This is a genomic window from Nostoc sp. 'Peltigera membranacea cyanobiont' 213 (assembly GCF_002245975.1).
Lineage (GTDB): Bacteria > Cyanobacteriota > Cyanobacteriia > Cyanobacteriales > Nostocaceae > Nostoc.
In genome coordinates this window covers 56659-79296 of record NZ_NOLI01000001.1, presented here as the reverse complement: position 1 = coordinate 79296, position 22638 = coordinate 56659, and the positions used below count along the sequence as shown (strand labels likewise).

Annotated in this window: 19 protein-coding genes and 1 pseudogene; 5 read left to right on the top strand and 15 right to left on the bottom strand. The window is 39.7% G+C overall.

Annotated features, from left to right (window positions below; all coding sequences use genetic code 11):
- Positions 1-124 precede the first annotated feature (124 nt).
- Entirely contained in the window at positions 125-2767 is a 2643-nt protein-coding gene (alaS, locus tag CDG77_RS00360; protein ID WP_094327325.1) for an alanine--tRNA ligase, read from the bottom strand.
- Between the two features lie 251 nt (positions 2768-3018).
- On the opposite strand from alaS, the gene CDG77_RS00355 reads away from it, so the two are divergent.
- Complete coding sequence (locus tag CDG77_RS00355; RefSeq protein ID WP_094327324.1) at positions 3019-3219, top strand: heavy-metal-associated domain-containing protein; 201 nt, start codon at positions 3019-3021, stop codon at positions 3217-3219.
- A gap of 935 nt (positions 3220-4154) precedes the next feature.
- Positions 4155-5180, top strand: coding sequence for a GGDEF domain-containing protein (locus tag CDG77_RS00350; protein WP_094327323.1), 1026 nt, complete (start codon positions 4155-4157; stop codon positions 5178-5180).
- 20 nt (positions 5181-5200) lie between these two features.
- On the opposite strand, the gene CDG77_RS00345 is transcribed toward CDG77_RS00350, so the two are convergent.
- Complete coding sequence (locus CDG77_RS00345) at positions 5201-5884, bottom strand: ATP-dependent Zn protease (protein ID WP_094327322.1); 684 nt, start codon at positions 5882-5884, stop codon at positions 5201-5203.
- A 565-nt stretch (positions 5885-6449) separates the two neighbouring features.
- On the opposite strand from CDG77_RS00345, the gene CDG77_RS00340 reads away from it, so the two are divergent.
- The gene (locus CDG77_RS00340; protein ID WP_223269670.1) at positions 6450-7085 is read left to right on the top strand and encodes a PEP-CTERM sorting domain-containing protein; all 636 of its coding nucleotides are present in this window, start codon (positions 6450-6452) and stop codon (positions 7083-7085) included.
- A 153-nt stretch (positions 7086-7238) separates the two neighbouring features.
- Here CDG77_RS00340 and CDG77_RS35080 read toward each other — a convergent pair.
- From CDG77_RS35080 to CDG77_RS00320, 5 genes and pseudogenes are all read right to left on the bottom strand, one after another.
- Positions 7239-7328, bottom strand: a pseudogene (locus tag CDG77_RS35080) (formyltetrahydrofolate deformylase); the annotation flags it as partial.
- Between the two features lie 79 nt (positions 7329-7407).
- Positions 7408-7998 carry a hypothetical protein gene (locus tag CDG77_RS00335; RefSeq protein ID WP_094327321.1) on the bottom strand — a complete coding sequence of 197 codons (591 nt, stop codon included), beginning with the start codon at positions 7996-7998 and terminating at the stop codon, positions 7408-7410.
- Between the two features lie 147 nt (positions 7999-8145).
- On the bottom strand, positions 8146-9000 hold the full coding sequence (gene purU / locus CDG77_RS00330) for a formyltetrahydrofolate deformylase (RefSeq protein WP_094327320.1): 855 nt from the start codon (positions 8998-9000) through the stop codon (positions 8146-8148).
- Positions 9001-9019: 19 nt separating this feature from the next.
- Positions 9020-9646, bottom strand: coding sequence for a DUF4340 domain-containing protein (locus tag CDG77_RS00325; protein ID WP_094327319.1), 627 nt, complete (start codon positions 9644-9646; stop codon positions 9020-9022).
- A 273-nt stretch (positions 9647-9919) separates the two neighbouring features.
- Complete coding sequence (locus CDG77_RS00320) at positions 9920-11731, bottom strand: GldG family protein (protein WP_094327318.1); 1812 nt, start codon at positions 11729-11731, stop codon at positions 9920-9922.
- A gap of 139 nt (positions 11732-11870) precedes the next feature.
- On the opposite strand from CDG77_RS00320, the gene CDG77_RS00315 reads away from it, so the two are divergent.
- Positions 11871-12245 carry a four helix bundle protein gene (locus tag CDG77_RS00315; protein ID WP_094327317.1) on the top strand — a complete coding sequence of 125 codons (375 nt, stop codon included), beginning with the start codon at positions 11871-11873 and terminating at the stop codon, positions 12243-12245.
- A gap of 24 nt (positions 12246-12269) precedes the next feature.
- On the opposite strand, the gene CDG77_RS00310 is transcribed toward CDG77_RS00315, so the two are convergent.
- The 6 genes from CDG77_RS00310 to CDG77_RS00285 form a co-directional block, all read right to left on the bottom strand.
- Positions 12270-13082 carry an ABC transporter permease gene (locus CDG77_RS00310; protein WP_094327316.1) on the bottom strand — a complete coding sequence of 271 codons (813 nt, stop codon included), beginning with the start codon at positions 13080-13082 and terminating at the stop codon, positions 12270-12272.
- Positions 13083-14087 (bottom strand): ABC transporter ATP-binding protein, encoded by a 1005-nt coding sequence (locus tag CDG77_RS00305; RefSeq protein ID WP_094327315.1) that lies wholly within the window; start codon positions 14085-14087, stop codon positions 13083-13085.
- A gap of 163 nt (positions 14088-14250) precedes the next feature.
- A complete protein-coding gene (locus CDG77_RS00300; RefSeq protein ID WP_094327314.1) occupies positions 14251-14514 on the bottom strand; it encodes a hypothetical protein in 264 nt (87 codons plus the stop codon).
- An 88-nt stretch (positions 14515-14602) separates the two neighbouring features.
- Positions 14603-16339, bottom strand: a complete 1737-nt coding sequence (locus tag CDG77_RS00295; RefSeq protein ID WP_094327313.1) for a diflavin flavoprotein — start codon at positions 16337-16339, stop codon at positions 14603-14605.
- A gap of 29 nt (positions 16340-16368) precedes the next feature.
- Positions 16369-16890 (bottom strand): phosphate-starvation-inducible PsiE family protein, encoded by a 522-nt coding sequence (locus tag CDG77_RS00290; RefSeq protein WP_094327312.1) that lies wholly within the window; start codon positions 16888-16890, stop codon positions 16369-16371.
- Positions 16891-17025: 135 nt separating this feature from the next.
- The gene (locus tag CDG77_RS00285) at positions 17026-18756 is read right to left on the bottom strand and encodes a diflavin flavoprotein (RefSeq protein WP_094327311.1); all 1731 of its coding nucleotides are present in this window, start codon (positions 18754-18756) and stop codon (positions 17026-17028) included.
- Positions 18757-18964: 208 nt separating this feature from the next.
- Here CDG77_RS00285 and CDG77_RS00280 point away from each other — a divergent pair, with 208 nt between their 5' ends.
- Positions 18965-19915, top strand: coding sequence for a 1-aminocyclopropane-1-carboxylate deaminase/D-cysteine desulfhydrase (locus CDG77_RS00280; protein ID WP_094327310.1), 951 nt, complete (start codon positions 18965-18967; stop codon positions 19913-19915).
- A gap of 30 nt (positions 19916-19945) precedes the next feature.
- Here the strand turns inward: CDG77_RS00280 and CDG77_RS00275 are convergent, their stop codons facing one another.
- Together CDG77_RS00275 and CDG77_RS00270 are read right to left on the bottom strand one after the other, a co-directional pair.
- On the bottom strand, positions 19946-21328 hold the full coding sequence (locus tag CDG77_RS00275; RefSeq protein ID WP_094327309.1) for a DUF2079 domain-containing protein: 1383 nt from the start codon (positions 21326-21328) through the stop codon (positions 19946-19948).
- A 305-nt stretch (positions 21329-21633) separates the two neighbouring features.
- Positions 21634-22314, bottom strand: coding sequence for a class I SAM-dependent methyltransferase (locus tag CDG77_RS00270; protein WP_094327308.1), 681 nt, complete (start codon positions 22312-22314; stop codon positions 21634-21636).
- Positions 22315-22638 lie beyond the last annotated feature (324 nt).

Here is a 22638-nt window from a genome sequence, read left to right as displayed (position 1 = left end):
CCTAATAGTCTGTCAAATTGATTTTGACGGTTAGAGAGACGCGATAAATCGCCGTCTCTACAGGGAATTTATCCATCAATTATTTATTGACAGACTACTACGACAGATGCTGTAACAAAGAGTTTTAACTCAATGCCGATTTTAAATCACTTTCCGCTTGTGCCAACGCATCTGGTAATTTACTCGCATCGCGTCCGCCAGCTTGGGCTAAGTTTGGTCTGCCGCCACCGCCACCACCGCAGATTTTAGCGATCGCACCGACAAATTTACCAGCTTGCAAACCTTTTTTGTTGACTTCTTGACTAAAAGCTGCAACTATGCTTACCTTGTCGGCTTCGGGAACAGAACCCAGTACCACTGCACCGTTACCGATTTTTTGCAATAAGCGTTCGGCTGCGGTTTTTAATGATTCTGGATCGACATCTTCTAATTGGGCGACGATAATTTTATGATCGCCTACAATTTCGGCTGTTTGTAGCAAGCTGTCAGATTTAGCGATCGCTAATTGTACCTTCAAGGTTTCCAATTCCTTTTGGCTATTTTTCAGTTCGCTTTGGAGAGTTGTGATTCTATCTGGTACTTCTTCAGGTTTAACTTTAAAGCGATCGCTCAAATCTTTAACTACTTTATCCCGCAGGTTGAGATAATCTAATATTGCTGGCCCTGAAACAGCTTCAATACGCCGTACCCCAGAAGCCACACCAGCTTCCGAGATAATCTTGAAAACGCCAATTTCAGCCGTATTGCTGACATGAGTTCCACCGCATAGTTCCATTGATACGCTGGGGAAGTCAATCACCCGCACTTCGTCGCCGTATTTTTCGCCGAACATGGCAACAGCACCCTTAGCTTTCGCCTCTGCTAAAGGTAATACTTCCACCTTTGCAGCATGTGCTTCGGCAATCCAAGTGTTTACCTGTTCTTCGATTTGTTGCACTTCCTCTGCTGTTAACGCGCGGGGACAGTTGAAATCGAAGCGCAACCGATCGAAGGAAACCAAGGAACCTGCTTGAGATATGCCATCATCAACAATTTTTTTCAACGCTGCTTGTAACAGGTGCGTTGCGGTATGGTTCGCTTGGGCGCGACGGCGACAAGCCGGATCGATTTGGGCGGTGACGCGATCGCCTACGCGCAGTGTACCCCGTTCGATGCGTCCAAAGTGAACAAAGAAATCAGATTCTTTTTTTACGTCTTCAACGCGAACAACAATCCCATCACCAGAGATATAACCGCGATCGCCGATTTGTCCGCCAGATTCCGCATAAAATGGCGTTTTATCAAGAACAATTTGTACTTGTGTCCCCGCTTCTGCTTCCTCTTGGGAAACACCTTCTACTAAGATTGCTTCGACTTTCGCCGTCGCAGTCGGTTGGGTATAGCCTAAAAACTCGGTGACTTGGATGTGTTCTGCTAGCTTGTCGAGGGAACCTTGCACAGTTAAATCGATGGTTTCATGTGCATCTCTACCACGTCCTTTTTGGATTTCCATTTGTGCCTCAAATCCCTCAACATCAACTGTGAGATTATTTTCCTCGGCAACTTCTTGAGTAAGTTCGAGGGGAAATCCGTAAGTGTCATAGAGGGTAAATGCGCTTTCACCACTAATTTGAGTATTTCCTTGTTGTTTCACCTCTTGGATGATTTCTTCTAGGAGTTTTTCGCCTCTATCCAGAGTTCTGAGGAAATTGGATTCTTCCCGTTGTAACTCAGCTTTAATTGCTGCTTCCCGTTGGCGCACATTGGGGTAAGCTGATTCGGAAAGTGCGATCGCAGTTTCAGCAACTTGAGTAGTAAATTCACCAGAAATTCCAATTAATCGCCCATGACGCACCACGCGCCGAATTAATCGCCGCAGCACATAACCCCTTCCGACGTTGGAAGCGCGAATTTCATCAGCGATCATGTGGATGACAGCGCGAATATGATCGCCAATGACTTTTAGGGAAGTTTTGGTTTTTTCATCACTGCTGTGGTAATCAACACCAGCAATTTGCCCTGCTGTTTGGATAATTGGAAAAATCAGGTCAGTTTCGTAGTTATTGGGTACTTTTTGGAGAATTTGCGCCATTCGATCCAAACCCATGCCGGTGTCGATGTTCTTGTTTTGCAGTGGCGTTAAATTACCGGAAGCATCGCGGTTATATTGCATGAACACGAGGTTGTAAAACTCGATAAACCGGGAATCGTCTTCTAAATCGATATTTTCGTCACCGCGTTCTGGGTGGAAGTCGTAATATATTTCGGAACAAGGGCCACAAGGGCCAGTCGGGCCAGATACCCAAAAGTTATCGTCTTCGCCCAAGCGTTTAATTCTCGCTATCGGCACACCGATTTGATCGCGCCAAATTCCAAAGGCTTCATCATCATCTTTAAAAACGCTGACAACGAGATTTTGGGGGGAAAAGCCAAAGACTTGTGTGGAGATTTCCCAACCCCAAGCGATCGCTTGTTCTTTAAAATAATCACCAAAGCTGAAGTTACCCAGCATCTCAAAAAACGTGTGATGCCGTTTAGTGCGTCCGACATTTTCGATGTCATTGGTACGGATACACTTTTGTGAAGTCGTAGCCCGCTTAAAATCTGGTGTGCGCTGCCCCAAGAATATCGGCTTAAATGGTAGCATCCCCGCGATCGTCAGCAGCACAGTTGGGTCTTCTGGCACGAGAGAGGCACTTGGAAGGATTTGGTGACTCCGTTGGGCAAAGAAGTTGAGGAATATGTTGCGAATTTCGTTACCGCTTAGGTACTGGGGATTTGAAGACATAGGTATTTTTAACTTTAGACTTTAGACTTGGGCGTAGCGGTACTAGGTAGGTGTATTTTCATCAATAGCTTTATATATTCTTGCATTTTGTTTCATATTACCGCCAGCAAATTGTGCAAGTCTGTGAGCTATATGCAGTAATGAGGATGCTTTTAGACCATTATCTGCCTCTAGCAGGATGTGTAACCGCCTTTCGATAGTTAGCATTGATTCTTAAGAAATACTTTAAAAACCCCGTACCAAAGTAACAAATGGCACTAAAACTGAAAGTATCAAATATTGCTTGTGAGGGATGTGCAGAAACAATTACTGAATCCATCCATGTTATGGAACCTGAGTCCAAGGTGGATGTCGATGTTAAAGCTAAAACTGTCACAGTGGAATCCGCAGCATCTGACGAGTCAATCAAACAGGTAATTGTTGCTGCTGGTTACACAGTTGAAGGTTATTGAGGCGATTTTAGCTTTTCGTAGAAATTGAGATTTTAAAATCTCAGGCTAGGCTAACAAAATTTTTTATATATTGATTCTGCCCTTTCTATAGGCGGAATCAAACTAATTTACCCACATTAGGGGCAGGTTTTGACATCAAGCTTTTTATTTAGCTTTGTTTTCTAGATTTATGATGTTGCAACCAATTAAACAAAAAATGCGAGTTAAGTAAACAAACCCAGATAAAGCGAGTAGGCAGAGACTTTTTATTTCTCCTGCAAATACATTGTTAAATCAAGCTTTATACCCCACTTCCAATTGGGGATTTTTACCCTATAAATTCGCTCTGCAATTGTAGAGTTTATTAGTACCAGAAAGCTCCATGTCCATATCAGCAGGGAGTTTTGCCGTCTATTTAGTTATGCATTGTTTTTGCCATTCACTCTTACCTTAATACCTAATGAAAGCCTAGTTTATTAATAAAAAGGCTGAAGTTTCCTATGGGAAATAACATTTTTAATTCAATGATGAAATTTTGGTTTTGATCGTTGAATTAAAAAATTTTATATTTTCTACCTTAAAAGAAATTTAGTTACCTAATGTGACAGTTATTACAAACTATCTATTTTGGTAATTTTCTTAGAGAAATAGCACTTAAGAAACTACAGTAATAGTTTTTATACATCTAAATAATGTTCAGTATTTTTACTGTTTGAAAAAGATTCTGTAAGGAAGACATTAGTTGTCAGAAGTAGATATTTCAGAAACTGTAATAGTAAATGTAAGACCTTAAAAGGAGATTAAATTTGAAAAAATAATTTAGATTCAGTGTTTAAAAAATAATATGTCAAGAAATATAACTCAGCCTAAAAAATCATATTTAGCATTAGGCAACAATAGCAGCATGTTACTCAAATTAATTTCTTTAAAATTTAAATAGGATAAAAAATAAAGCAATGAATATTTCTATTCTGGTCTTTGGAAAAAATAATTTTATCGCCACACTTCCAGATCAGATCCGTTATGCGACTGCTTTTAATGTAGAAGATATGGACAATCTGAATCAAGCAGTGTCGCGGATTAAAACAACGCCCCCCGATATAATACTTGTGCAGGCTAGTCTTGATGGCAGTATGGAACTGTGCAGTTGGTTGAAAGACCAGACAAAACTATCTTGGATATACTGCATTCTTTTCGAGGATCGTTCCCAACAACTTACTGATAGAAATAAGGGTTGGCACAGAGAATTAGAGATGAGCGCTGCGGCCCTAAAGCAAGGAGCCGATGCTTATATTTGGCATCTTATCGATCAAAAAACAGACCATAATTTGGCAGAGTTGACTGCTAATCATGGATTAATACTTGCTCAATTGACTGTTGGCTTGCGAAAAGCACAAAAATATCGAGATTTGATTCGGACAAATGATATGTTATCAGCGATCGCCTTAGCTGATTCGTTGACAGAATTAAATAATCGTCGTGCTTTAGAATGGGACTTACCGAGGCAAATTGAAAGAGCTAGAAGTCAAAAAACTTCTCTGAGTTTGATTATTCTAGATGTAGATTATTTCAAGAAAGTTAACGATACTCACGGACATTTAGTAGGCGATCGCATTTTGCAAGTATTATGTCAGCGTCTGCGACACAACCTGCGCTGTCAAGACACAGCATTCCGCTATGGTGGCGAAGAATTTGTAATTCTTCTGGCTAACACTACTGATGAAGAAGCACTATTAGTAGCCCGTCGTCTTAATCGCGTAGTCAGCGACGAACCATTTGCACTCAGTAATAAACTGACAATTAATATCACTATTAGTCTGGGCACAGCTAGTCTGCAAGCTGATGATGATGAACAAGGAGAGAGTCTGCTGAATCGCGCCGATCAGTGTCTGTTACAGGCTAAAAATGCTGGGCGTAATCGAGTTATTCACTCGAAGTACTTATCTCATCATGTCTCACATTTAAAAGCTGTTTCTTCATAAAAGTAGGGATTTGTCATTTGTCATTTGTCATTCCCCATTCCTAACTCAGCATGACAATCTTCTACCGAAGCGCGTTGTCGCATGGCATTAACTAAAGCTTCATAACTAGACCAATTTTCTTGCAGTAGGGTTTTTGCTTGGAGGGCATGAAACCGCAGTTTCTGTTGATAAACTGATTCAGAAAAGCCCAAAATTGTCAATACTCCTATCAGCTTGCTTTTATCATCAGCGCCACCCTCAGCATCATTAAAAACTAGGGTTTCAGCAGCAATACCCGCCATCCAAACAGTGCAGTAGCGGTCTAGCATTTGGGCGGTGATTTTACCCACTTCTAATTGAGATGCTAATTCGCGATCGTCAAAGCTAACGCCACCTTGCCCAGGTTGCCCCTGTTTCCAGGCTTCCCAAGCACTGAGTGTGTAGCCGGTAACGGGAATCCCCAGCAGGTCAGCAACTAAAAAATGCCCTGCTTCGTGGTGGACGATGCGATCGCGGTGTTCTTTTGAAAATCCAGCAATCCAATCCAAAAAGATAGTACCACCCTTGCCTTGCAAGCTAAAACTATCCAACGTAGCTATGCCTAATATAGTGAAGGTTGCAAGTGCCGGCACTGCTGGCGACAAATTCAAAAATGGCCCCACCAGTACCGATAGGGTCATGAGAAAGATAGATATTGCAACTAAATTTAAAGTAGTCTGGCTCATTGAGAGTTTTTTGAGTGCAGCTTAATATTTCATTATAAAGCGATGTCTACGACAGGCGGAGATACAGCACAACTTCTGTATCAACTACCTTTATCAATCTCTTGAAACAGCCTGTTAACTAGCCGATAAGCATCCCATCAAATTAATGTAGATCGGTAAATTGAGTTAAACAATAAGAGTCATTTAATAAATTAAAATTATCTGAAACCAAGGCTTATTACCAATAGTATTAGCGTATAAGTTAATTCCGTTTGACTTGATTAAATATCTCCAAAAAATCATATATTTTGGATATGTTTTTGTTTCTTTTTAGCAAACAATACAAATGGATAAGTTTTATCATTAAGTAACAAAATCTTAATTTATTTATCTATAGTACTCATATCTAATTTTTGAACAAGATTTCAGATAAAACCCTGATGAAACATGCTTTTCAGTCTCAGGATGTTTTCAGAAATCAAATCGGAGTCCTATATATAAATAGGTATCTTTGATGTTAAACTACCATTGGTTTTGGATTGCACTGTAGCTTAACTCAACCGACAGGAGCCGATTCTTCCTGACTATGCTGAAAACAATTGCACTGAAAAATTCCATGAAAACTCTAGCTCTACTATCTGTCACAGCCTTCGCCGCAACATCTGGATTAGTTTTCGGCACAATGCAAGCTGCCTCTGCTTTAAGTTGGAACTGGAATTATTCTGGTACTGGCATAGCAGCAAACGGTACTTTCACAACAAATAATACCCCTAACGATTTAGGTTTTTACCTGATTTCTGGAATTACTGGTACACGAAATGGTGAAACAATTACCGATCTACAACCTGCCGGAACTCCAATACCAGGAAACGAACCTTTTAATGTTGACAATTTAATTAGTCTTAATACTCAGCAGTTAACAATTGATGGTTTTGGGTATTCTACATCGGGGGGAAACTATTCTAGTCCGTTTTTCGCTAATTTTTTGCCAACACCGGGTTATTTAGAGGTTTTTTCTGCACCGCCAATTACACCAGGGTCGGAAAATTTTGGGACGGAAGATAGTGAGTTACCCATTAGTTTTTCTGCAACCATAATCACTGTTCCTGAACCCACCTCAATTCTTAGCTTAGTCGCCCTCGGTACTCTCTGCGCTGGTTCAGCACTCAAACGGAATAAGCGATCCAAATTCACTGAGAAGAAGCTCAAAAAAGTTTCCTAAAAACATACAGAAATCTTCAGCTAATTAAACCTTAGCGTGAGTTAACACAGATGTCATTGATGTTAGTGTCAGCTTAAGTTCTATCAAATGGAATTCGCGGCTACACAAACAAAATCTGCGTATGCGGAATAACACAAAATTAAATTTTCAAAATCACTCAAATACCACTGTCCTATTACCATAGACTAATACACGATTTTGTAAGTGCGATCGCACTACTCTTGCTAATACAACTCTCTCCAAAGCCTCAAAAAAGAACTACGTAGATCCAATATTCCTCAATTAGCTAGAAAATTAGAAACTGATTTACTTATCGTGCTGTTTATTCATCAGTTTTTTTCAGTAACCGACTTAAACCATCTAGTAAACCTTCGCTAGTATACTGCAAAACGGATGAATGGGGTGAATGAGGGTTATTCAATGACCATACCAATTTACTTTCTATAAAAGATGTAGGATTAGTTTTATAAATAATGTTGCTTTTCTCTTCATTCGATAATCCATGACTATCCCAGAACAATAACCTCTCTAAAGAAACTAAAGCTTGATAAGACTCATTTGCATTAAATTCAGAAGAGTAATTCTGAATAATATCTAGTAGCGGTAGAAGTGCGATTTTGGATGAGGCTTTACCAATTGTAAATAATAAACTAGATAAACTACTCGTTGATTTATTTGAATCAGTAATCTCTCTTTGTAGAAATTCTACAATTTCTGCCTCTTCACTCTCAGTTAAATTTATATTTATTAACTCCTCTTTGACTAAATGATTATATCTACTCATTCTGTTCTCTAGTGGTAACTGCCAAGAATTAATTTCTAGGACGAATGATATATCAGTAATTGCATTACTGCGTATGTATTCGTCATCAGACTTTATATTTGCGAACAGTTCGTTAATTAAATAATTCATAGCTTTAAGCTGATCGATCTCAACTAATCAATTTAAAAAACCCTTCTTCCAGTACAACTGCGGCAATTATTGAAATAACTATTTTTTCAAAGGTCGCGTAGGCAGACTTTTTTGTATAGCCGCAACTTCAATTTTTATAAGCATCATTTACTCAAATACCACTGTCCTATTACCGTATACTAATACACGATTTTGTAAGTGCGATCGCACCGCTCTTGCTAATACAACTCTCTCCAAATCTTTGCCTTTTCTCACCAAATCATCAACCTCATCACGGTGACTTACTCGCACTACATCCTGTTCAATAATCGGGCCGGCATCTAAATCAGGAGTGGCATAATGAGCAGTTGCCCCAATAATTTTTACCCCACGTTCAAAAGCTCGGTGATAGGGATTTGCACCGATAAAAGCTGGTAGAAATGAATGATGTATATTAATAATTTGTGGAAATTGACTAATAAAATCTGCACTAACAATCTGCATATATTTCGCCAATACAACTAAATCTATTTTGTACTGGCGGAGTAATTGTAGTTGTTGGGCTTCTTGTTCTGATTTATTGTCTTTATTAATGGGAATGTGCTGAAAGTCAATATTAAATTGTTCTGCCACCACCTTTAAATTAGAATGGTTACTAATAATTAAAGGAATTTCAGCCACAAATTCTTTAGCGCGTTGTCGCCAAATTAAATCAAATAGACAATGGTCTTGCCGACTTACCCAAATAGCAATGCGTGGTACTGTATCAGAAAAACGTATTTCCCACTTAGCGCCAAGAGGTTGAGCAATGGAATTAAAAGCCGGGGCAATAAATTCTCGCGGTAAATTAAACCCCTCTAGCTGCCATTCAATGCGCGTGAGAAATAACCCAGCAGCAAAGTCTGTATGCTGATCTGCATGAATAATATTACCACCGTTAGAATAGATGAAATTGGCAAATTTCGCCACCAGTCCCCGTTGATCTGGGCAGGAAATCAGCAATGTTGCTGTCGGATTTGTCATAATATCGCCAGATTTTAAATTATTTGCTGTTTGTCGGACTCGGTTTCGGAATGGTGAGCGAAGAAGGTAGTTTCTGACTATTATCTACCGGTTGCTGCCACTCTGATAGATCCCGATTCACGGCATTTGCAAAATCTGTAGATACCAACAGCACATTTATATTTCCATCGGTTTTTGTAGCAGGGTCAGTTTGAGCATATAAGAAACGTCCGTTAAAGTTAGATTTACCCAAAATTAACTCATGGCTTTGTCGGTTTTTTAGGGTGATATTGATAGTGGCTGGGGGTTGATCTAAGGCAAATTGTCCAAGCTCTTTTGCTGGAGTTGATAAGGTGCGATCGCTATTACCTTTGACCAACAAATCCATTAAATAAGAAACAATAGCATCATTGGCTGGGGCTGATATGGGAGATTTGATTACCCACTTGGGGTTACTGGGTTCAGGGTTACGTTCTAGATTCAGGGTGAGTTTTTTTGTCTTGATTATTAGAGATTGCACATCATCTGCGGCAAAAGAGAAAATTTTCTGCTTTTGCTCCTTGACTTCTTCTCGCACAGTCGCACCACGAATTTCATGGAAGTAAACAAAAGCGCCTAAACCCAGCATTAGCAGTATCAAAATTAAAGTCGTTCTCGGCAATTTCATTTTTTAGTCATTTGTCATTTGTTATTTGTCATTTGTCATTTGTCATTTGTCATTTGTCATTTGTCATTTGTCATTTGTCATTTGTCATTGGTGAAGAGTTAGTATTTAGGGAACTCCAAAAAATAAATTATTCAATTTGTCTACTCAACTAGACTTCTTTCTTCCTTGTCTCCCTTGTCTTCCTTGTCCCCCTTGTCCCTCTGCGACGGAATATTTTTTTACTTGGAAATCCCTTATAACTCCTAACTCTTGTACAGAAGCGATTAATCGCATCTATCGTCGTTTCCACCAGATAAGAACTGCGATCGCAAATCCAATTAAAGGCAAAATTAAAAGAGATGACAATATTAAAAAATTACCTTGTGTGGTTGTCAGGGTTATCCGACGGTTTTTCGGTTCTTTGGGGCGAATGGAAAGGGGTTGTTGATCCTGTTGACTCAGCCAAGTCACTGAGTTGAGGAATACATCCCCATTTAATTGCTGTTGAAACAAGCCATCGGTGGCGAAATTGGAATTTCCTAAAACTACTAAGCGCGACTCAGTAGCTGTTTGAGATGAGGGAGTTGGAGAAGCAGTAGCCGCAGATGTGGGAGTGGGGGTAGCTTTGCCTTGGGTAGTTGGTGATGGCAAAGGTGAAGCTTGTGGAGTGCTGCGGGAGGCGGAAGGAGTGGGGGTAGCTTTGCCTTGGGTGGTTGGTGATGGCAGAGGTGAAGCTTGCGGAGTTCTGCGGGAAGCGGAAGGAGTGGAGCTAGTTTTGCCTTGAGTGGTTGGTGATGGTAGTGGCGAAGGTGTCGGTGAAGCTTGGGGAATGGAAGCAGATTTAGCTGCTTGTTTTCTGGTTAAAGCAACACCCAAGGTTAAAGGCCCTTTCAGGTCTTTACCTTCATTAAACTCCAATTTTTCGCTTTGGAGGTCGCTTTCTGCCCAGCTTTTGGGATAGGGTTTGGTTCGTAGCAATGGAGTAGCCTGAACACCAGGCACAGAGGTAATTTCCAGTGGTCGGGAAATCGGATAAAAAGAATTTCCGTTACCGAAATCTTTGGTAATTGGATGTTGTCCGTATTCTGTGACTAAGGGTGCAGCAGGGCCAAGTCCGACTACGCTTTCACCAGAGACATCAACTGCTAAACGATTATCCAGACGAACACCCCACTCTTGTAGCAAGCTGTTAAGTTTGGGATCGGTATTTGGATCGATCATCAGCAGTAAGTTACCGCCGCGATTAAGATATTCTTGCAAAGCTTTGACTTCGCCTTCAAATAGCCCTCGCTTGGGGCCTGCTACTATCACTACAGACGCATCTTGAGGAACTTTAGAAGTTTCTCCTAAATTCAGAGGTGATGTTGTAAAATTTTTGTCGCCTAATCCCTGAACAGCTTGTGATATTGCATCTTTACCAGGCGAAAGTTGGCGTTCGCCATGACCTTGCAGTAAGTAAACTTTGGCTGTGGTTGAATTTGTTAGTTGTTGCAGCCGACTAGTTAATCTGATTTCTGACAAACGCTCATTTTGATTTACTGTTTGTACTAATTGCCGTTTCTCTCCAGATTCTAAATAAACTTCCCCGTAATCTTTAACGCCAAACTTTTCTGCAACTCCTGGTCTAGCTTGGGGGTCGATATACTCATATTTAAATTTTGAGCTTTGCCGTTGATAATTTTCTAGTAATTCTCGGTCTTGGGGATTTTGGTTAATATCAAATACCCACACTTTAACTGGTTGTGGTAAAACACTCACCAATTCTCGTGACTGAGGCGCAAGGGTAAATAATTGACTTTCTGTTAAGTCTGCCCGCAAGTGATAGCGAGTACCCAAAAAGTTAATCAATCCCAAAATTGCTAATACTGCTAGAGTTGCTACTAGGGCATTAGTCCCAGCTTGGGTAGAGCGACGTTTCCACCAGTTAGTCTCATAGCTTTGCCATATTATTCCCAACCCACTGATTACAATTCCCGTAATCAGAAATACCAATGGAATTAATCCCCACTGTTCAGAGACTAACCCAACTGTTAAGCCGACAGCAATTAGGAACGGGCCCAACCAAAACAAATATTTCCACAGTTTCTTTTTTGCAACTATCTTCATAATTTGTCATTTGTCATTTGTCATTGGTCATTTGTCATTGGTCATTTGTCATTGGTCGTGTGTCAAAAATTAGTGACAAGTAAAAATATATGCACGAAAATTGATGAAATAAAAATTAGCAAGACAACTAACTGAATCAATGGCAACAAAGCGTTTTCAAGAATTACAGGTGTATCAATTGTCAGAACAATTATCAGATTACATTTGGAAAATTGTTGAAGGATGGAACTTTTTTGCAAAAGATACTATTGGTAAACAGATTGTTCGTTCGGCAGATAGTATCGGTGCCAATATAGCAGAAGGTGTAGGAAGAGGTAGTTTTCAAGAAAATAGACGTTTTATAAGGATAGTGAGAGGTTCTTTGAATGAAACTCAACATTGGTTAAGACGAGCTTACACTCGTAACCTTTTAACTAGCGAACAGATAAATGCAATCAAAACAATCATTAACGAACTAGCACCAAAATTAAACTCCTACCTAAACTCAATTGGCAATGTACCAGATGACAAATGACAAATGACAAATGACAAATGATGACTATTGCCTTTGAAAACGTAGTGCATCAATTGATTGGGCAGTGAGAAAGATGCCCAAAAAAATGTAACTAGCGAATAAAATTAAGGCGCTGGTATCAAAAATTCCTTGAATTAAGGTGTTGTAATTTTTCAGCAACGACAGATAACCTAAAGCTTCACCTACTGGACCAGGAACAATTCTGGCGATTAAATCAATCAATAACAATAATAAAATTACTGCAAATGTGAAGACGGCAGACAGAATTGTACTGTCTGTTAAGGAGGAAATAAACATTCCTACAGATAAAATTGCTGCTGCTAGTAAGATTAATCCAAAATGACCCAGTAAGGGAATTGAGAACGCCATTGGTGGATTCGATCCACTGATTGCGATCGCTTCCAACACTAGCATGGGTACAACCATTGTGGTAAAAAATGTTAGCACACCTAATAACTTACCTACTGCTACCGCCCAATTGGTAATCGGTGATGTGGCTAATAGTTCTAAAGTGCCGCGCTTCCGTTCTTCGGCATAGAGTCCCATTGAGAGAATCGGCAAGATAAACAACAATAGCCACCCCATACGATCTAAAAATGCCCGAACAAATTCGTAAGGGACATCTATCGGCGGTGTTGGCACTCCGAGTTGTTGCCCTTGTGCATCTATGGCCGCCACTCCTACCAAAATTCCATCTGGCCCTAGCAAAATCATCACGAAGAATAACCCGGCGATGAACCAAAATATGCCTGCGATCGCATAAGCTAAAGGCGATACAAAATAACTCTGTAACTCTCGGCGATAAATGGCAATAATATTACTCAGCACTATACCCATTTATGCTGCTTCTCCTTCTTTCTCTGCTGCTAAGTCTACCTCAGTCTCGAAATTTTTTTCTTCTGTGGTTAGTTGCAAGAATACATCTTCTAAGGTAGCGTTGACTCGCCGCAGTTCATGTAAACCAAAGCCTGCACGCACTAATGTTGCCACAATATCCTTTCCTGGTTCTTTTCCCGGTTGCGATATCACCCGCAGGTAAGCGCGATTTGTCTGCGGTTGATGTCCTCCGGCTGTCGGAATTGATTCTATCAGACTCACACCTGCGACATTTTGCAATACCTGTTTCGCTAGGGCAGCTTCTCCTTCTATTTCTAATTCATAGCCTGAGCCACCTGTCAACTGAGTCATCAGGTTTTCTGGTGTATTAGTTGCCACAACTTTACCGCGATTGATGATGGCGACGCGGCTACAAGTCATGCTTACTTCTGGCAGAATGTGCGTGGAAAGAATAATTGTATGAGTACCAGCGAGGCTTTTGATTAAATTCCGCACTTCTATGATTTGTCGAGGATCGAGTCCAACAGTGGGTTCATCGAGAATGATTGCTGGTGGATCGTGGACGATCGCTTGAGCAATTCCGACACGTTGGCGGTATCCTTTAGAGAGTTTGCGAATAATTACCCGCCGCTTATCTTCTAAGTTACAGCGTTTGATGGCGGCTGTTACCTTGTTGCTGCGATCGCCTGCTGATACTCCCTTAATTTGGGCGACAAAATGCAAAAATCCCTCCACCGTCATATCTGGATATAACGGCGGTGTTTCGGGTAAGTAACCAATTCGTTGGCGCACAGCCAGAGAATTTTCATGGACATCATAACCAGCAATCCGGGCATTACCATTGGTTGCCGGTAAATAACCAGCCAGAATCCGCATGGTTGTGGTTTTTCCAGCACCATTGGGGCCAAGAAGCCCTAAAATCTCCCCAGGTTCGACGCTAAAAGTCACATCAGTAATCGCTGAGGTAGAGCCGTATATTTTACTTAGATGTTCAACTTCGATCATCGGTATAGTGGCGATCGCAATTTATAAGATACCCAACAATCTTAGATCGCAATATTGAGTATGGGGGACTGGCACTAAGATTAGCCGACAACGGGTAAAGTTCCTGAAAACTCTAATCCCTTTGCATATTAGAGAAGGGAGAAAAATTAAAACCTCTCTCCTCTTAATGAGAAGAAAGGTTTTCTAAATCCCGTGAAAAGTCAGCATTGTCAGTTAAAAGAATGGCATTGTCAGCCAAAACAATGCCATTGTCAGCCGGAACAATCGCATTGTCAGGCAGAACAATCGCATTGTCAGACGAAACAATGGCATTGTCAGACGAAACAATGGCATTGTCAGGCGAAACAATCGTATTGTCAGGCAGAACAATGGCATTGTCAGGCAAAACAATGGCATTGTCAGGCGAAACAATCGTATTGTCAGGCAAAACAATGGCATTGCAACTCTAAAAGACTTGTGTGTATGGCGTAGCTTTACAAAGAAAGAGATTTTTTAGACAAGAGTGAACAGTCAGATTAATAATAGCTGCCAGATTTCCGATGTTCTAAAGCCGTGACACCATCATTTTCCAACACTTCACCGCGATCGATGACGGCATAAATTAACCATCGATCGCCACATTCAAGTTGATTTTGCACCGTACATTCTAAATAGGCTAATGCCTCATTTAAAATCAAACAACCATTATCAGCAGTTTTTGTGGCAAGATTTGCAAAGGGATTATCGCCTAAAGTGCTATGACGAGAAAAATAACGTCGGACATTTCTTCCTTCTTTGAGGATATTCAGCACAAATTTATCGCCAGGATGATGCATTAACTCTGCATTCTGCTCGTTAGCGATCGCAATCATAATTCCTGGCGGGTTAAAAGTTGCCTGCGATATCCAAGAAGTTAAAACGCCTTTGTGAGTTTCTTCATCACGAGTTGTCACAACACACAGAGAACCAACGATCCGCCCCACCGCTTGTTCGGTACGATCTACATGGGTTTCTGTCATAATCTGGCGAGAACTACGCAGCTTTTTAGTTTTCTTCAAGTTTTGGGCAAAAAAAGCACCTGCTTCTTGACACTGCTGAAGAATTTCAGGAGTAGGGCTGAAACGCACCCGAATTGTTTCAAACCCTAGTTGATAATTTGCATCTTTGAGCTTGCTTTCGATTAAATCTATTGCTTCTCCACTCCAACCGTAAGAACCAAACACGCCTGCTAACTTAGTTTTAGCCGCCACCGAGAGAACTATTCCTAAAGCTGTTTGAATTTGAGTCGGTGCATGTCCGCCTAATGTGGGTGAGCCGATAATCAAACCGTCGCAAGTTTCGACAATGCGGTTAATCTCGGCAGAATCAGCTAATTCACAGTTGATTGATTTTACATTTACGCCATTTTGAATCAAACCTTGTGCGATCGCATTCGCCATAATTGCTGTATTACCATAAGCAGAAGCGTAAAGCAAAGCGACACTCAATTCTTGAGATTTTTGTCCTTGACACCATTGACGATAATCATAAGTAAAACGGCTGAGGCTGTAACGCACAACTGGCCCGTGTGCTGGGGCATAACATCTGGCTCCCAAAACCGATATTTTATCTAAAGCTACTTCAACTTGTTTAGCTTGCGGTGCATGAAGACATTCAAAATAATAACGACGTTCCGCATCTAACCCTTTCCAATCTTCATCAAACAAAGTATCTTCGCAAATATGAGCGCCGAAAAGTTTATCTGTGTAGAGAATTTTCGTTGCAGAATCATAAGTACAAAGTCCATCAGCCCACCGGGGAGTTGGTACGGTGACAAATGAGAGAAGATGTCCTTGTCCTAAATCTAGAGTATCCTGCGATCGCATCGCTTGAATAGGTGATTCAAATTCGGGAAAGGCAGTTTTTAGAGCATTAGCGGCGGGGCGAGAACAAATGAGAGTGGCTTGAGGAACCAGAGAGAGCAATACTTGCAAAGTTGCTCTGCGGTTGGGGTTGACATGACTGAGAACAATGTAATCTAGGGTAATGAAATCTAGACGTTGTGCAAGTTGCTCAAGGTAAATTTCGGTAAAAGATTCGCCGGGAGGGTCAATTAAAGCCTTTTTATCAGCTTGAATCAGATAAGAATTCGCTGTAGTTCCCCGTTGGCGGGAATACTCCACCTCAAATTTTAGTCTGTCCCAAGTCCGCGATCGCAAAATCAGAGTATTTTTACCAATTTCAGCAACTTGTACATCTCTGCTATGGTTAGACGTTAATGTGGCAGTGGACATAATATTCTCTCTTAATTACGAATTACGAATTACGAATTATGCTGGCCATTGGTTTGTGTTAATTCAGACTTAACTTTGCTTCTGTAGCGTTTTGATACTTCTTGTTCTGGATCGATACCTTCAAAGGTAGGGGGTAGCCAAACTCGGAGAAATAGTAATGCTCCCAGGACTAATAAAAAGGCACAAGTTGCTAAAATTTGACTCCAATTAGTTTCTAGAACACCTTTAACAATGACTTCTCGCAAGGCAGAAACAATGGAAACTTCAACAGCTACGCCAATAGATACTCGATGTTCCTGTAGGTAAATAATTAACAATCGGAATAGCTCAACTAAGATCAGTAAAAAGAGAATATCGGCAGTAACAGCATGAAAATCTAGAGGCGGAAGTAAGGAGAGAAACATATCTCTCACCTGAAGCACCATGAAGCTAAATAAACCAATACACAGAGAAATTACAATTATATCTTGGATAAATTCCAAACTTCGTACTACGCGCCCACGATTGATTTCATACATTGTAATCGGAGTATTCTCAACAGATTTATACATACTTTTCTATGATTTATGAGTGAGGAGTGAGGAGTGAGGAGTGAGGAGTTAGGAGTTAGGAGTTGAGAAGATGAGGCAGAACAGGAGAATAACCAATTCCCAATGCCCAATGCCCAATGCCTCATGCCCCCCAATTTAATAATGATTGCCAATTTTGCGGTGATGGGCGGCGGTAAGTGCATCTAGCTTGGCGACTCTTCCAGTTTGGACTGTGCTATAAATTACCCAATGATCTCCACAATCCATGCGGCTAGTAATTTCACATTCCATGTAAGCTAGAGCTTCAGCTAAAACGGGCGATTCATTTTTAGCTGGATATGTTTTCACTCCAGCAAATCTATCTGCACCAGGAGCAAAACGCTTGAGGAAATGTTTCATTAATCCTTGATATTTCCCTTCTTCTAAAACATTTAGAACAAAGCGATCGCCAACGTGCATCAAAGATTCAATTGCCCGGTCTTTGGATACTGCGATCGCAACTCCTAAAGGCTCAAGACTGGCTTGTGTTACCCAAGAAGCAAACATTGCACTCTGAACTTCTCCTTTTTTAGCGGTGATGATGTATAGTCCTGTGCTAATCCGCCCTAAAGCCTTCTCTAACTCGGTATTAATAGATTTGATTTGTTTAATGGTGCGATCGCGGTTCAACCATTGACCCAAATCTGTCCCCGCTTCATCACAAAGTTGTTCCGTTGCTTGAGTAGGAATTTCCTTAACTAAAATAGGAGGAAAAGCTTCAGTTAATCCCAGTTCTTGAAACTTATTACGTAAAGGATAAATTGGTTCATCTTCTCCACCTCCCGACTCTAATAAACCAACAGCCTGTTTCTTGTGAACAGCAGCTAAAATCGTACTTAAAGCCGCTTGAGCCATTACTGAAGATTGGGGTGGCATTGCAATTACTAAACCAGAAGATTGTGCAACTAATTCTCGAACTTCTTGAGGTTCCGAACTATTGAGAGGAAATAATTCTACTGCCGCACCTGTTTTCGCGCATCCATGAGCTATGGTACGGACTAGCTGCTCGCTATAACCGTAATCTTCAACATAAAATAGAGCTACTAAAGCCTCTGTTTTTGCTTGTTCTAAACTCCAGTTTTCATACCGTCCGAGCCATTCAGATATATAGTGTTGTAATAAAGGGCCATGTCCTGTAGCAACTGTTTTTATTTCTAACTTTTCAATCCGCTTTAAAGCTGCCAAGACAGACCGAGCATTAGGCCCCATTAAACAATCATAATAATATTGAAAATCTTCCTCAAGTAAGGTGATATTTTCATCATAAGTGTGGTCATCACAGTAGTGCATCCCAAACACATCACAGGTGTAGAGAGTACTAGTTTTGTGGTCATAAGTAAAGATTGTGTCAGGCCAGTGTAAGTTAGGTGCAGAGATAAATTCTAATTCGTGCCCGTTGCCTAAATCTAATCTTTCTCCACTTTTCACCTGCTTTGAATTGAAAGGCTGGTGAACCATATTTTCTAAAAATTGAATAGCTACCTTAGCACCGACAATAGTAATGGAAGGAGCTAATTGCAAAATATTTTTTACTAAGCCGCTATGGTCTGGTTCTGTGTGGCTAATAATCAAATAATCTATTTTAGTCGGATCGATTAATCCCACCACTATCTCAAGATATAATTCCTCAAACTTGCGGTGAGATGTGTCAACTAAGGCAACCTTTTCTCCCTGAATTAAAAAAGAATTATAAGTCGTACCATTCCGTAGACCAAACTCGACATCAAAACGTTCTCTATCCCAGTCGAGACAACGAATAGCAGTTGTTTGAGGAGCAATTTCAACAGTTTGAACTGTCAAACGTCCTGAGTTGGGAGTAACTTGAGTGGGCTGGATGAGTGCAACCATTTGTTTTCTCCAAAAAGATTGTTGTCTGAAGCGAGCTTTATGTTTCTTATATTGACCTGAAATACTGAATTAGTAAAATGCTAATTTCTAAAGCTAATCATCAGAAAGTTTTATTCATCATTTATATTGATTTACCATTGAATTACTCAATGTTTACCATCAATAATGAATGTGAGAAAGTGTAAATAATCAGTTAAAATCTTTAGAGATGTCGTTAATATTTTTTCCTGCTCCCATACAAAAAATCAACAGCGAAATCGCCCGCCACGCTGGTGTCGATCTGTATGTGCTGCGCCTGGATTTGATGCACCCGTGGGTTAACGGCAACAAGTGGTTCAAACTAAAATACAATCTTTTAGAGGCCAAGGAGAAACATTTTACAACCCTGTTAACCTTTGGCGGCGCTTATTCCAATCACATTTATGCAACTGCGGCGGCTGGTAATCTTTTTGGTTTTCGTACCATTGGTGTAATTCGTGGAGAGGAGACGCTACGACTAAACCCAACGCTGAGTTTTGCTGTCCAACAGGGTATGCAGCTTGTATACCTGAACCGCGAGATGTATCGACAGCGCAACACAGCAGCGCTACAGGAATATCTGCAACAACGCTTCGGTGAGGTGTTTATTATTCCCGAAGGTGGGAGTAATTTAAATGGTGTGCGCGGCTGTACAGAGATCGTTGGTGATGGGATGCCTACGGCAGGCTACGCCTACGAATTCGATCGTATATGCGTAGCCTGCGGTACAGCTACCACACTCGCTGGTATCGCGCTTTCGTTGCATCAAGGACAAAGAGCGATCGCTTTTCCCGTTCTAAAAAATGGCGCATTTCTCGCACAAGAAACCGAAAGTTTATTGACAAATTACCTCGCCTCTGATTTACCTACACCATTTAACTCTCCCGCTTCCTGGGAATTAGTGTGTGATTATCATTTTGGCGGCTATGCAAAGGTAAACGACGAATTGCTAATGTTTAGCCAACAATTCAAGGAAGAACATGGCATACCCCTTGATTACGTATATACCGCCAAAATGTTTTACGGAGTAATGGATTTGCTAAAGCAGGGATTTTTTTCTAAAGGAGATTCGTTACTTCTGATACACACAGGAGGCTTACAAGGCAACATCGGCATAGAGGAGCGATATCTGCAACGTTAAACATACTTTATGCAAAGAAAAATTGCTGTATCATACCCTTACAAACAAATAAACGTCATCAGCTTCGTACACAAGTTTGAAACTAGAACTGTTTCTCAGTTGGTATATTAAATCAGGATTAAACTCAGGTTTATTAATTATTAAATCTAAAAGTATGTACTTAAAGATTTCATTATCCTTTTCCAACTTCCATTCTTGATTAATTAACTTAATAGTTTGACGTTTAGCTAAATGGGGCGCGATCTTTGCTGTAGTTAAAACACTTTCCTTCGTTTGAACTAGACTTACAGCAGTATATAGAGAATGAAGATTAGGTAAATTTGATAAATAACGGGTTACGAAAAAATCATATTTAGCTAACACTAAAAAAGAAAGAATAGCAGAAATTATTAATATTTTAGGTTTCAGCCAACGCCTCTTATTTTCTTGCTGATATTCTTTTATAGAATGTATTAACCATACAATAATAAAAGGAAAAATAGGTAATGAGTAATGATGAGCTAAATCTCGTTGTGCTGCATAATCAGAAAAAATATTTAATAATAACATAGGTAAAGCAGGTATTATAAATAGTATCTGCTTCCAATGTAATCCAATAATCACTGGTAATAAAAGAAGAAAATAATAAAATAATGCATCAGGAGACAAAAACTTGCCTAAAATTAAATTAGGATTACTGAAAATATTAATGATTATTTCCTTTGGAGAACTACCAAGGGAAGCATAAAATACAACTCCTCCAGCTTGTCCGCCTCTCAACAAAGGTGTTAAATAACCAATAGTAAAAATATACCAAAATAAGCCTATTAAAATACAACCTAATCCATAAACTCTTCGATTTTGTAATAGTAGCCAAACACCAAAAGCTATTACCGTTAAGCTTAAGCTATCCTTACAAATTAAAACTAACCCAATAGCCAAAAATAATTGATAAGTACATTTCTCTATTGCTGCCCAAATTGCCCACAATAATGCAGGAACTGCTATACTTTCTGGACGAAAATCAGTAAAAAAATTACTATTAAATAAAGCAGGGTAAAGTAAATAAGACAAACTTATTGCTCTTGAATAAGCTATAGATAGTCCTGCTTGTAGGCTTAATAAATAAATAGGTAAACATCCAAAAGCTAAACCAAGAGCTTGAACTAAAAACAACCAGTATTCACTAGGATATATTTTATATAGTAAACTTATCGGATACAATATAAAAGCTGCATGATCGCCTATAACATGAAATCCAAAAAAAGAAGATATTGGGGGTAGATATTGACTTATCAAATATACCCATTGATCAAACAGAGCTAAATCAAGAGCGTTAGAGTTAAATAAAAGATGTCTTAAACTACTAGAAACAAATAATATTAAAGTTCCTATAATAACTAAAAAGCTAATAAAACCAAGCTTTCTTTGCATATTAATAACTAATAAATAGCCAATTTATTAGTTTAATACAGAAGCGCCTATCACCAAAAGATATTAATATAGCTTAATAAAAAAATTGCCTTATACCATTTTTTTGTGAGGCTGCGCTAAACCCTTTTAACTTCTTTCTTTGTGTTCTTCTCTACGAAATGCTACGCGAATGTGTCCTTTGCAGTTCGTTTTTCTTTCTTGTACTTATGGTTTAGCGCATCTTCATACAGAATTGGTGTTAGAGGATGTTTCAAAATAAATTCAGAAAAAATTTCAATAAATAAATTCTGGAAGAAAAATTTATTTTACTTTGTCGCCACGCCGATAATATGAGGACTAACAATTGGCATTTTTGCATCAAATCGCTCATAGTTGACACTAGTAAAACCAGCATTTTCTAAAGCAATCAAAGTTTCTCTATCTGGATGACAACCATCACCTATCACTTTCCAAATGGGACTAATTTTGCTTTGTAGTTTTCGCAATAGAGTTCCTTGAGGTGCGGCGACATGTTCAATAAATAAGAAGCGTCCACCAGGTTTGAGTACTCTTAAAACAGCTTGTAATGTATATTCTATATTCGGCACTGAACATAAAACTAAAGTACTCACAACATTATCTATGCTATTATCTTCAGCATCTAACCATTCAGCATTACCAATTCGGAGATCGATTTTTAAGCCCAGTTTTTCTGCTTGTTTTTGGAGATAGTAATGCTTATGTAGGTTTGGCTCGATTCCTATCCATTGGATATCTTTAGGGTAGTAGGATAGGTTAGGGCCTGTTCCTGGGCTGATTTCTAACACTTTCCCTTGGAGATTTGCAAAAAGAGAACGTTTGCGTAGGCGTAGGCCGTCGTAGACATCGCTCATAATTTTATCATACGTACTACTACTTTGAGCCATCATCCAGGCAAAGAAACGTTCACCAAAGTTGGCAGAAGTGTGATTTTGGGAATCTCCAATAATTTGGTTTACGGTCATCATCCATTTCCTAATTTCTAAGGCTATAAATTGGTGTGCCAAGCAACCATTTATAGCCTTAAGGTACGATAGGTTCTGTTTTTTTTACCTCACCCATTTGATTCACCTGATTGGGTGATTTTGATTCATAGACACATATAGCAACTTACTACAACCTCCCACGGAAAGAGCAAAAGTAGAATTCTCCTATACAGTCTTTTCAAGGTTGAGCGTTTTCTGATTTGTTCAGATTTTGATGATTTCAAAAGGTATTTATGATTAAAACAAAGAGCGTTCCGCAATTGGGAACGCTCGTTTATAGTAAATTCTGTTAAGATAATATGAATT

What these genes read in the sequence shown, in the direction of transcription:
- alaS (WP_094327325.1), bottom strand. Translation starts at nt 2,767, where the DNA reads ATGTCTTCAAATCCCCAGTACCTAAGCGGTAACGAAATTCGCAACATA.
- CDG77_RS00355 (WP_094327324.1), top strand. Translation starts at nt 3,019, where the DNA reads ATGGCACTAAAACTGAAAGTATCAAATATTGCTTGTGAGGGATGTGCA.
- CDG77_RS00350 (WP_094327323.1), top strand. Translation starts at nt 4,155, where the DNA reads ATGAATATTTCTATTCTGGTCTTTGGAAAAAATAATTTTATCGCCACA.
- CDG77_RS00345 (WP_094327322.1), bottom strand. Translation starts at nt 5,884, where the DNA reads ATGAGCCAGACTACTTTAAATTTAGTTGCAATATCTATCTTTCTCATG.
- CDG77_RS00340 (WP_223269670.1), top strand. Translation starts at nt 6,450, where the DNA reads ATGCTGAAAACAATTGCACTGAAAAATTCCATGAAAACTCTAGCTCTA.
- CDG77_RS00335 (WP_094327321.1), bottom strand. Translation starts at nt 7,998, where the DNA reads ATGAATTATTTAATTAACGAACTGTTCGCAAATATAAAGTCTGATGAC.
- purU (WP_094327320.1), bottom strand. Translation starts at nt 9,000, where the DNA reads ATGACAAATCCGACAGCAACATTGCTGATTTCCTGCCCAGATCAACGG.
- CDG77_RS00325 (WP_094327319.1), bottom strand. Translation starts at nt 9,646, where the DNA reads ATGAAATTGCCGAGAACGACTTTAATTTTGATACTGCTAATGCTGGGT.
- CDG77_RS00320 (WP_094327318.1), bottom strand. Translation starts at nt 11,731, where the DNA reads ATGAAGATAGTTGCAAAAAAGAAACTGTGGAAATATTTGTTTTGGTTG.
- CDG77_RS00315 (WP_094327317.1), top strand. Translation starts at nt 11,871, where the DNA reads ATGGCAACAAAGCGTTTTCAAGAATTACAGGTGTATCAATTGTCAGAA.
- CDG77_RS00310 (WP_094327316.1), bottom strand. Translation starts at nt 13,082, where the DNA reads ATGGGTATAGTGCTGAGTAATATTATTGCCATTTATCGCCGAGAGTTA.
- CDG77_RS00305 (WP_094327315.1), bottom strand. Translation starts at nt 14,087, where the DNA reads ATGATCGAAGTTGAACATCTAAGTAAAATATACGGCTCTACCTCAGCG.
- CDG77_RS00295 (WP_094327313.1), bottom strand. Translation starts at nt 16,339, where the DNA reads ATGTCCACTGCCACATTAACGTCTAACCATAGCAGAGATGTACAAGTT.
- CDG77_RS00290 (WP_094327312.1), bottom strand. Translation starts at nt 16,890, where the DNA reads ATGTATAAATCTGTTGAGAATACTCCGATTACAATGTATGAAATCAAT.
- CDG77_RS00285 (WP_094327311.1), bottom strand. Translation starts at nt 18,756, where the DNA reads ATGGTTGCACTCATCCAGCCCACTCAAGTTACTCCCAACTCAGGACGT.
- CDG77_RS00280 (WP_094327310.1), top strand. Translation starts at nt 18,965, where the DNA reads ATGTCGTTAATATTTTTTCCTGCTCCCATACAAAAAATCAACAGCGAA.
- CDG77_RS00275 (WP_094327309.1), bottom strand. Translation starts at nt 21,328, where the DNA reads ATGCAAAGAAAGCTTGGTTTTATTAGCTTTTTAGTTATTATAGGAACT.
- CDG77_RS00270 (WP_094327308.1), bottom strand. Translation starts at nt 22,314, where the DNA reads ATGATGACCGTAAACCAAATTATTGGAGATTCCCAAAATCACACTTCT.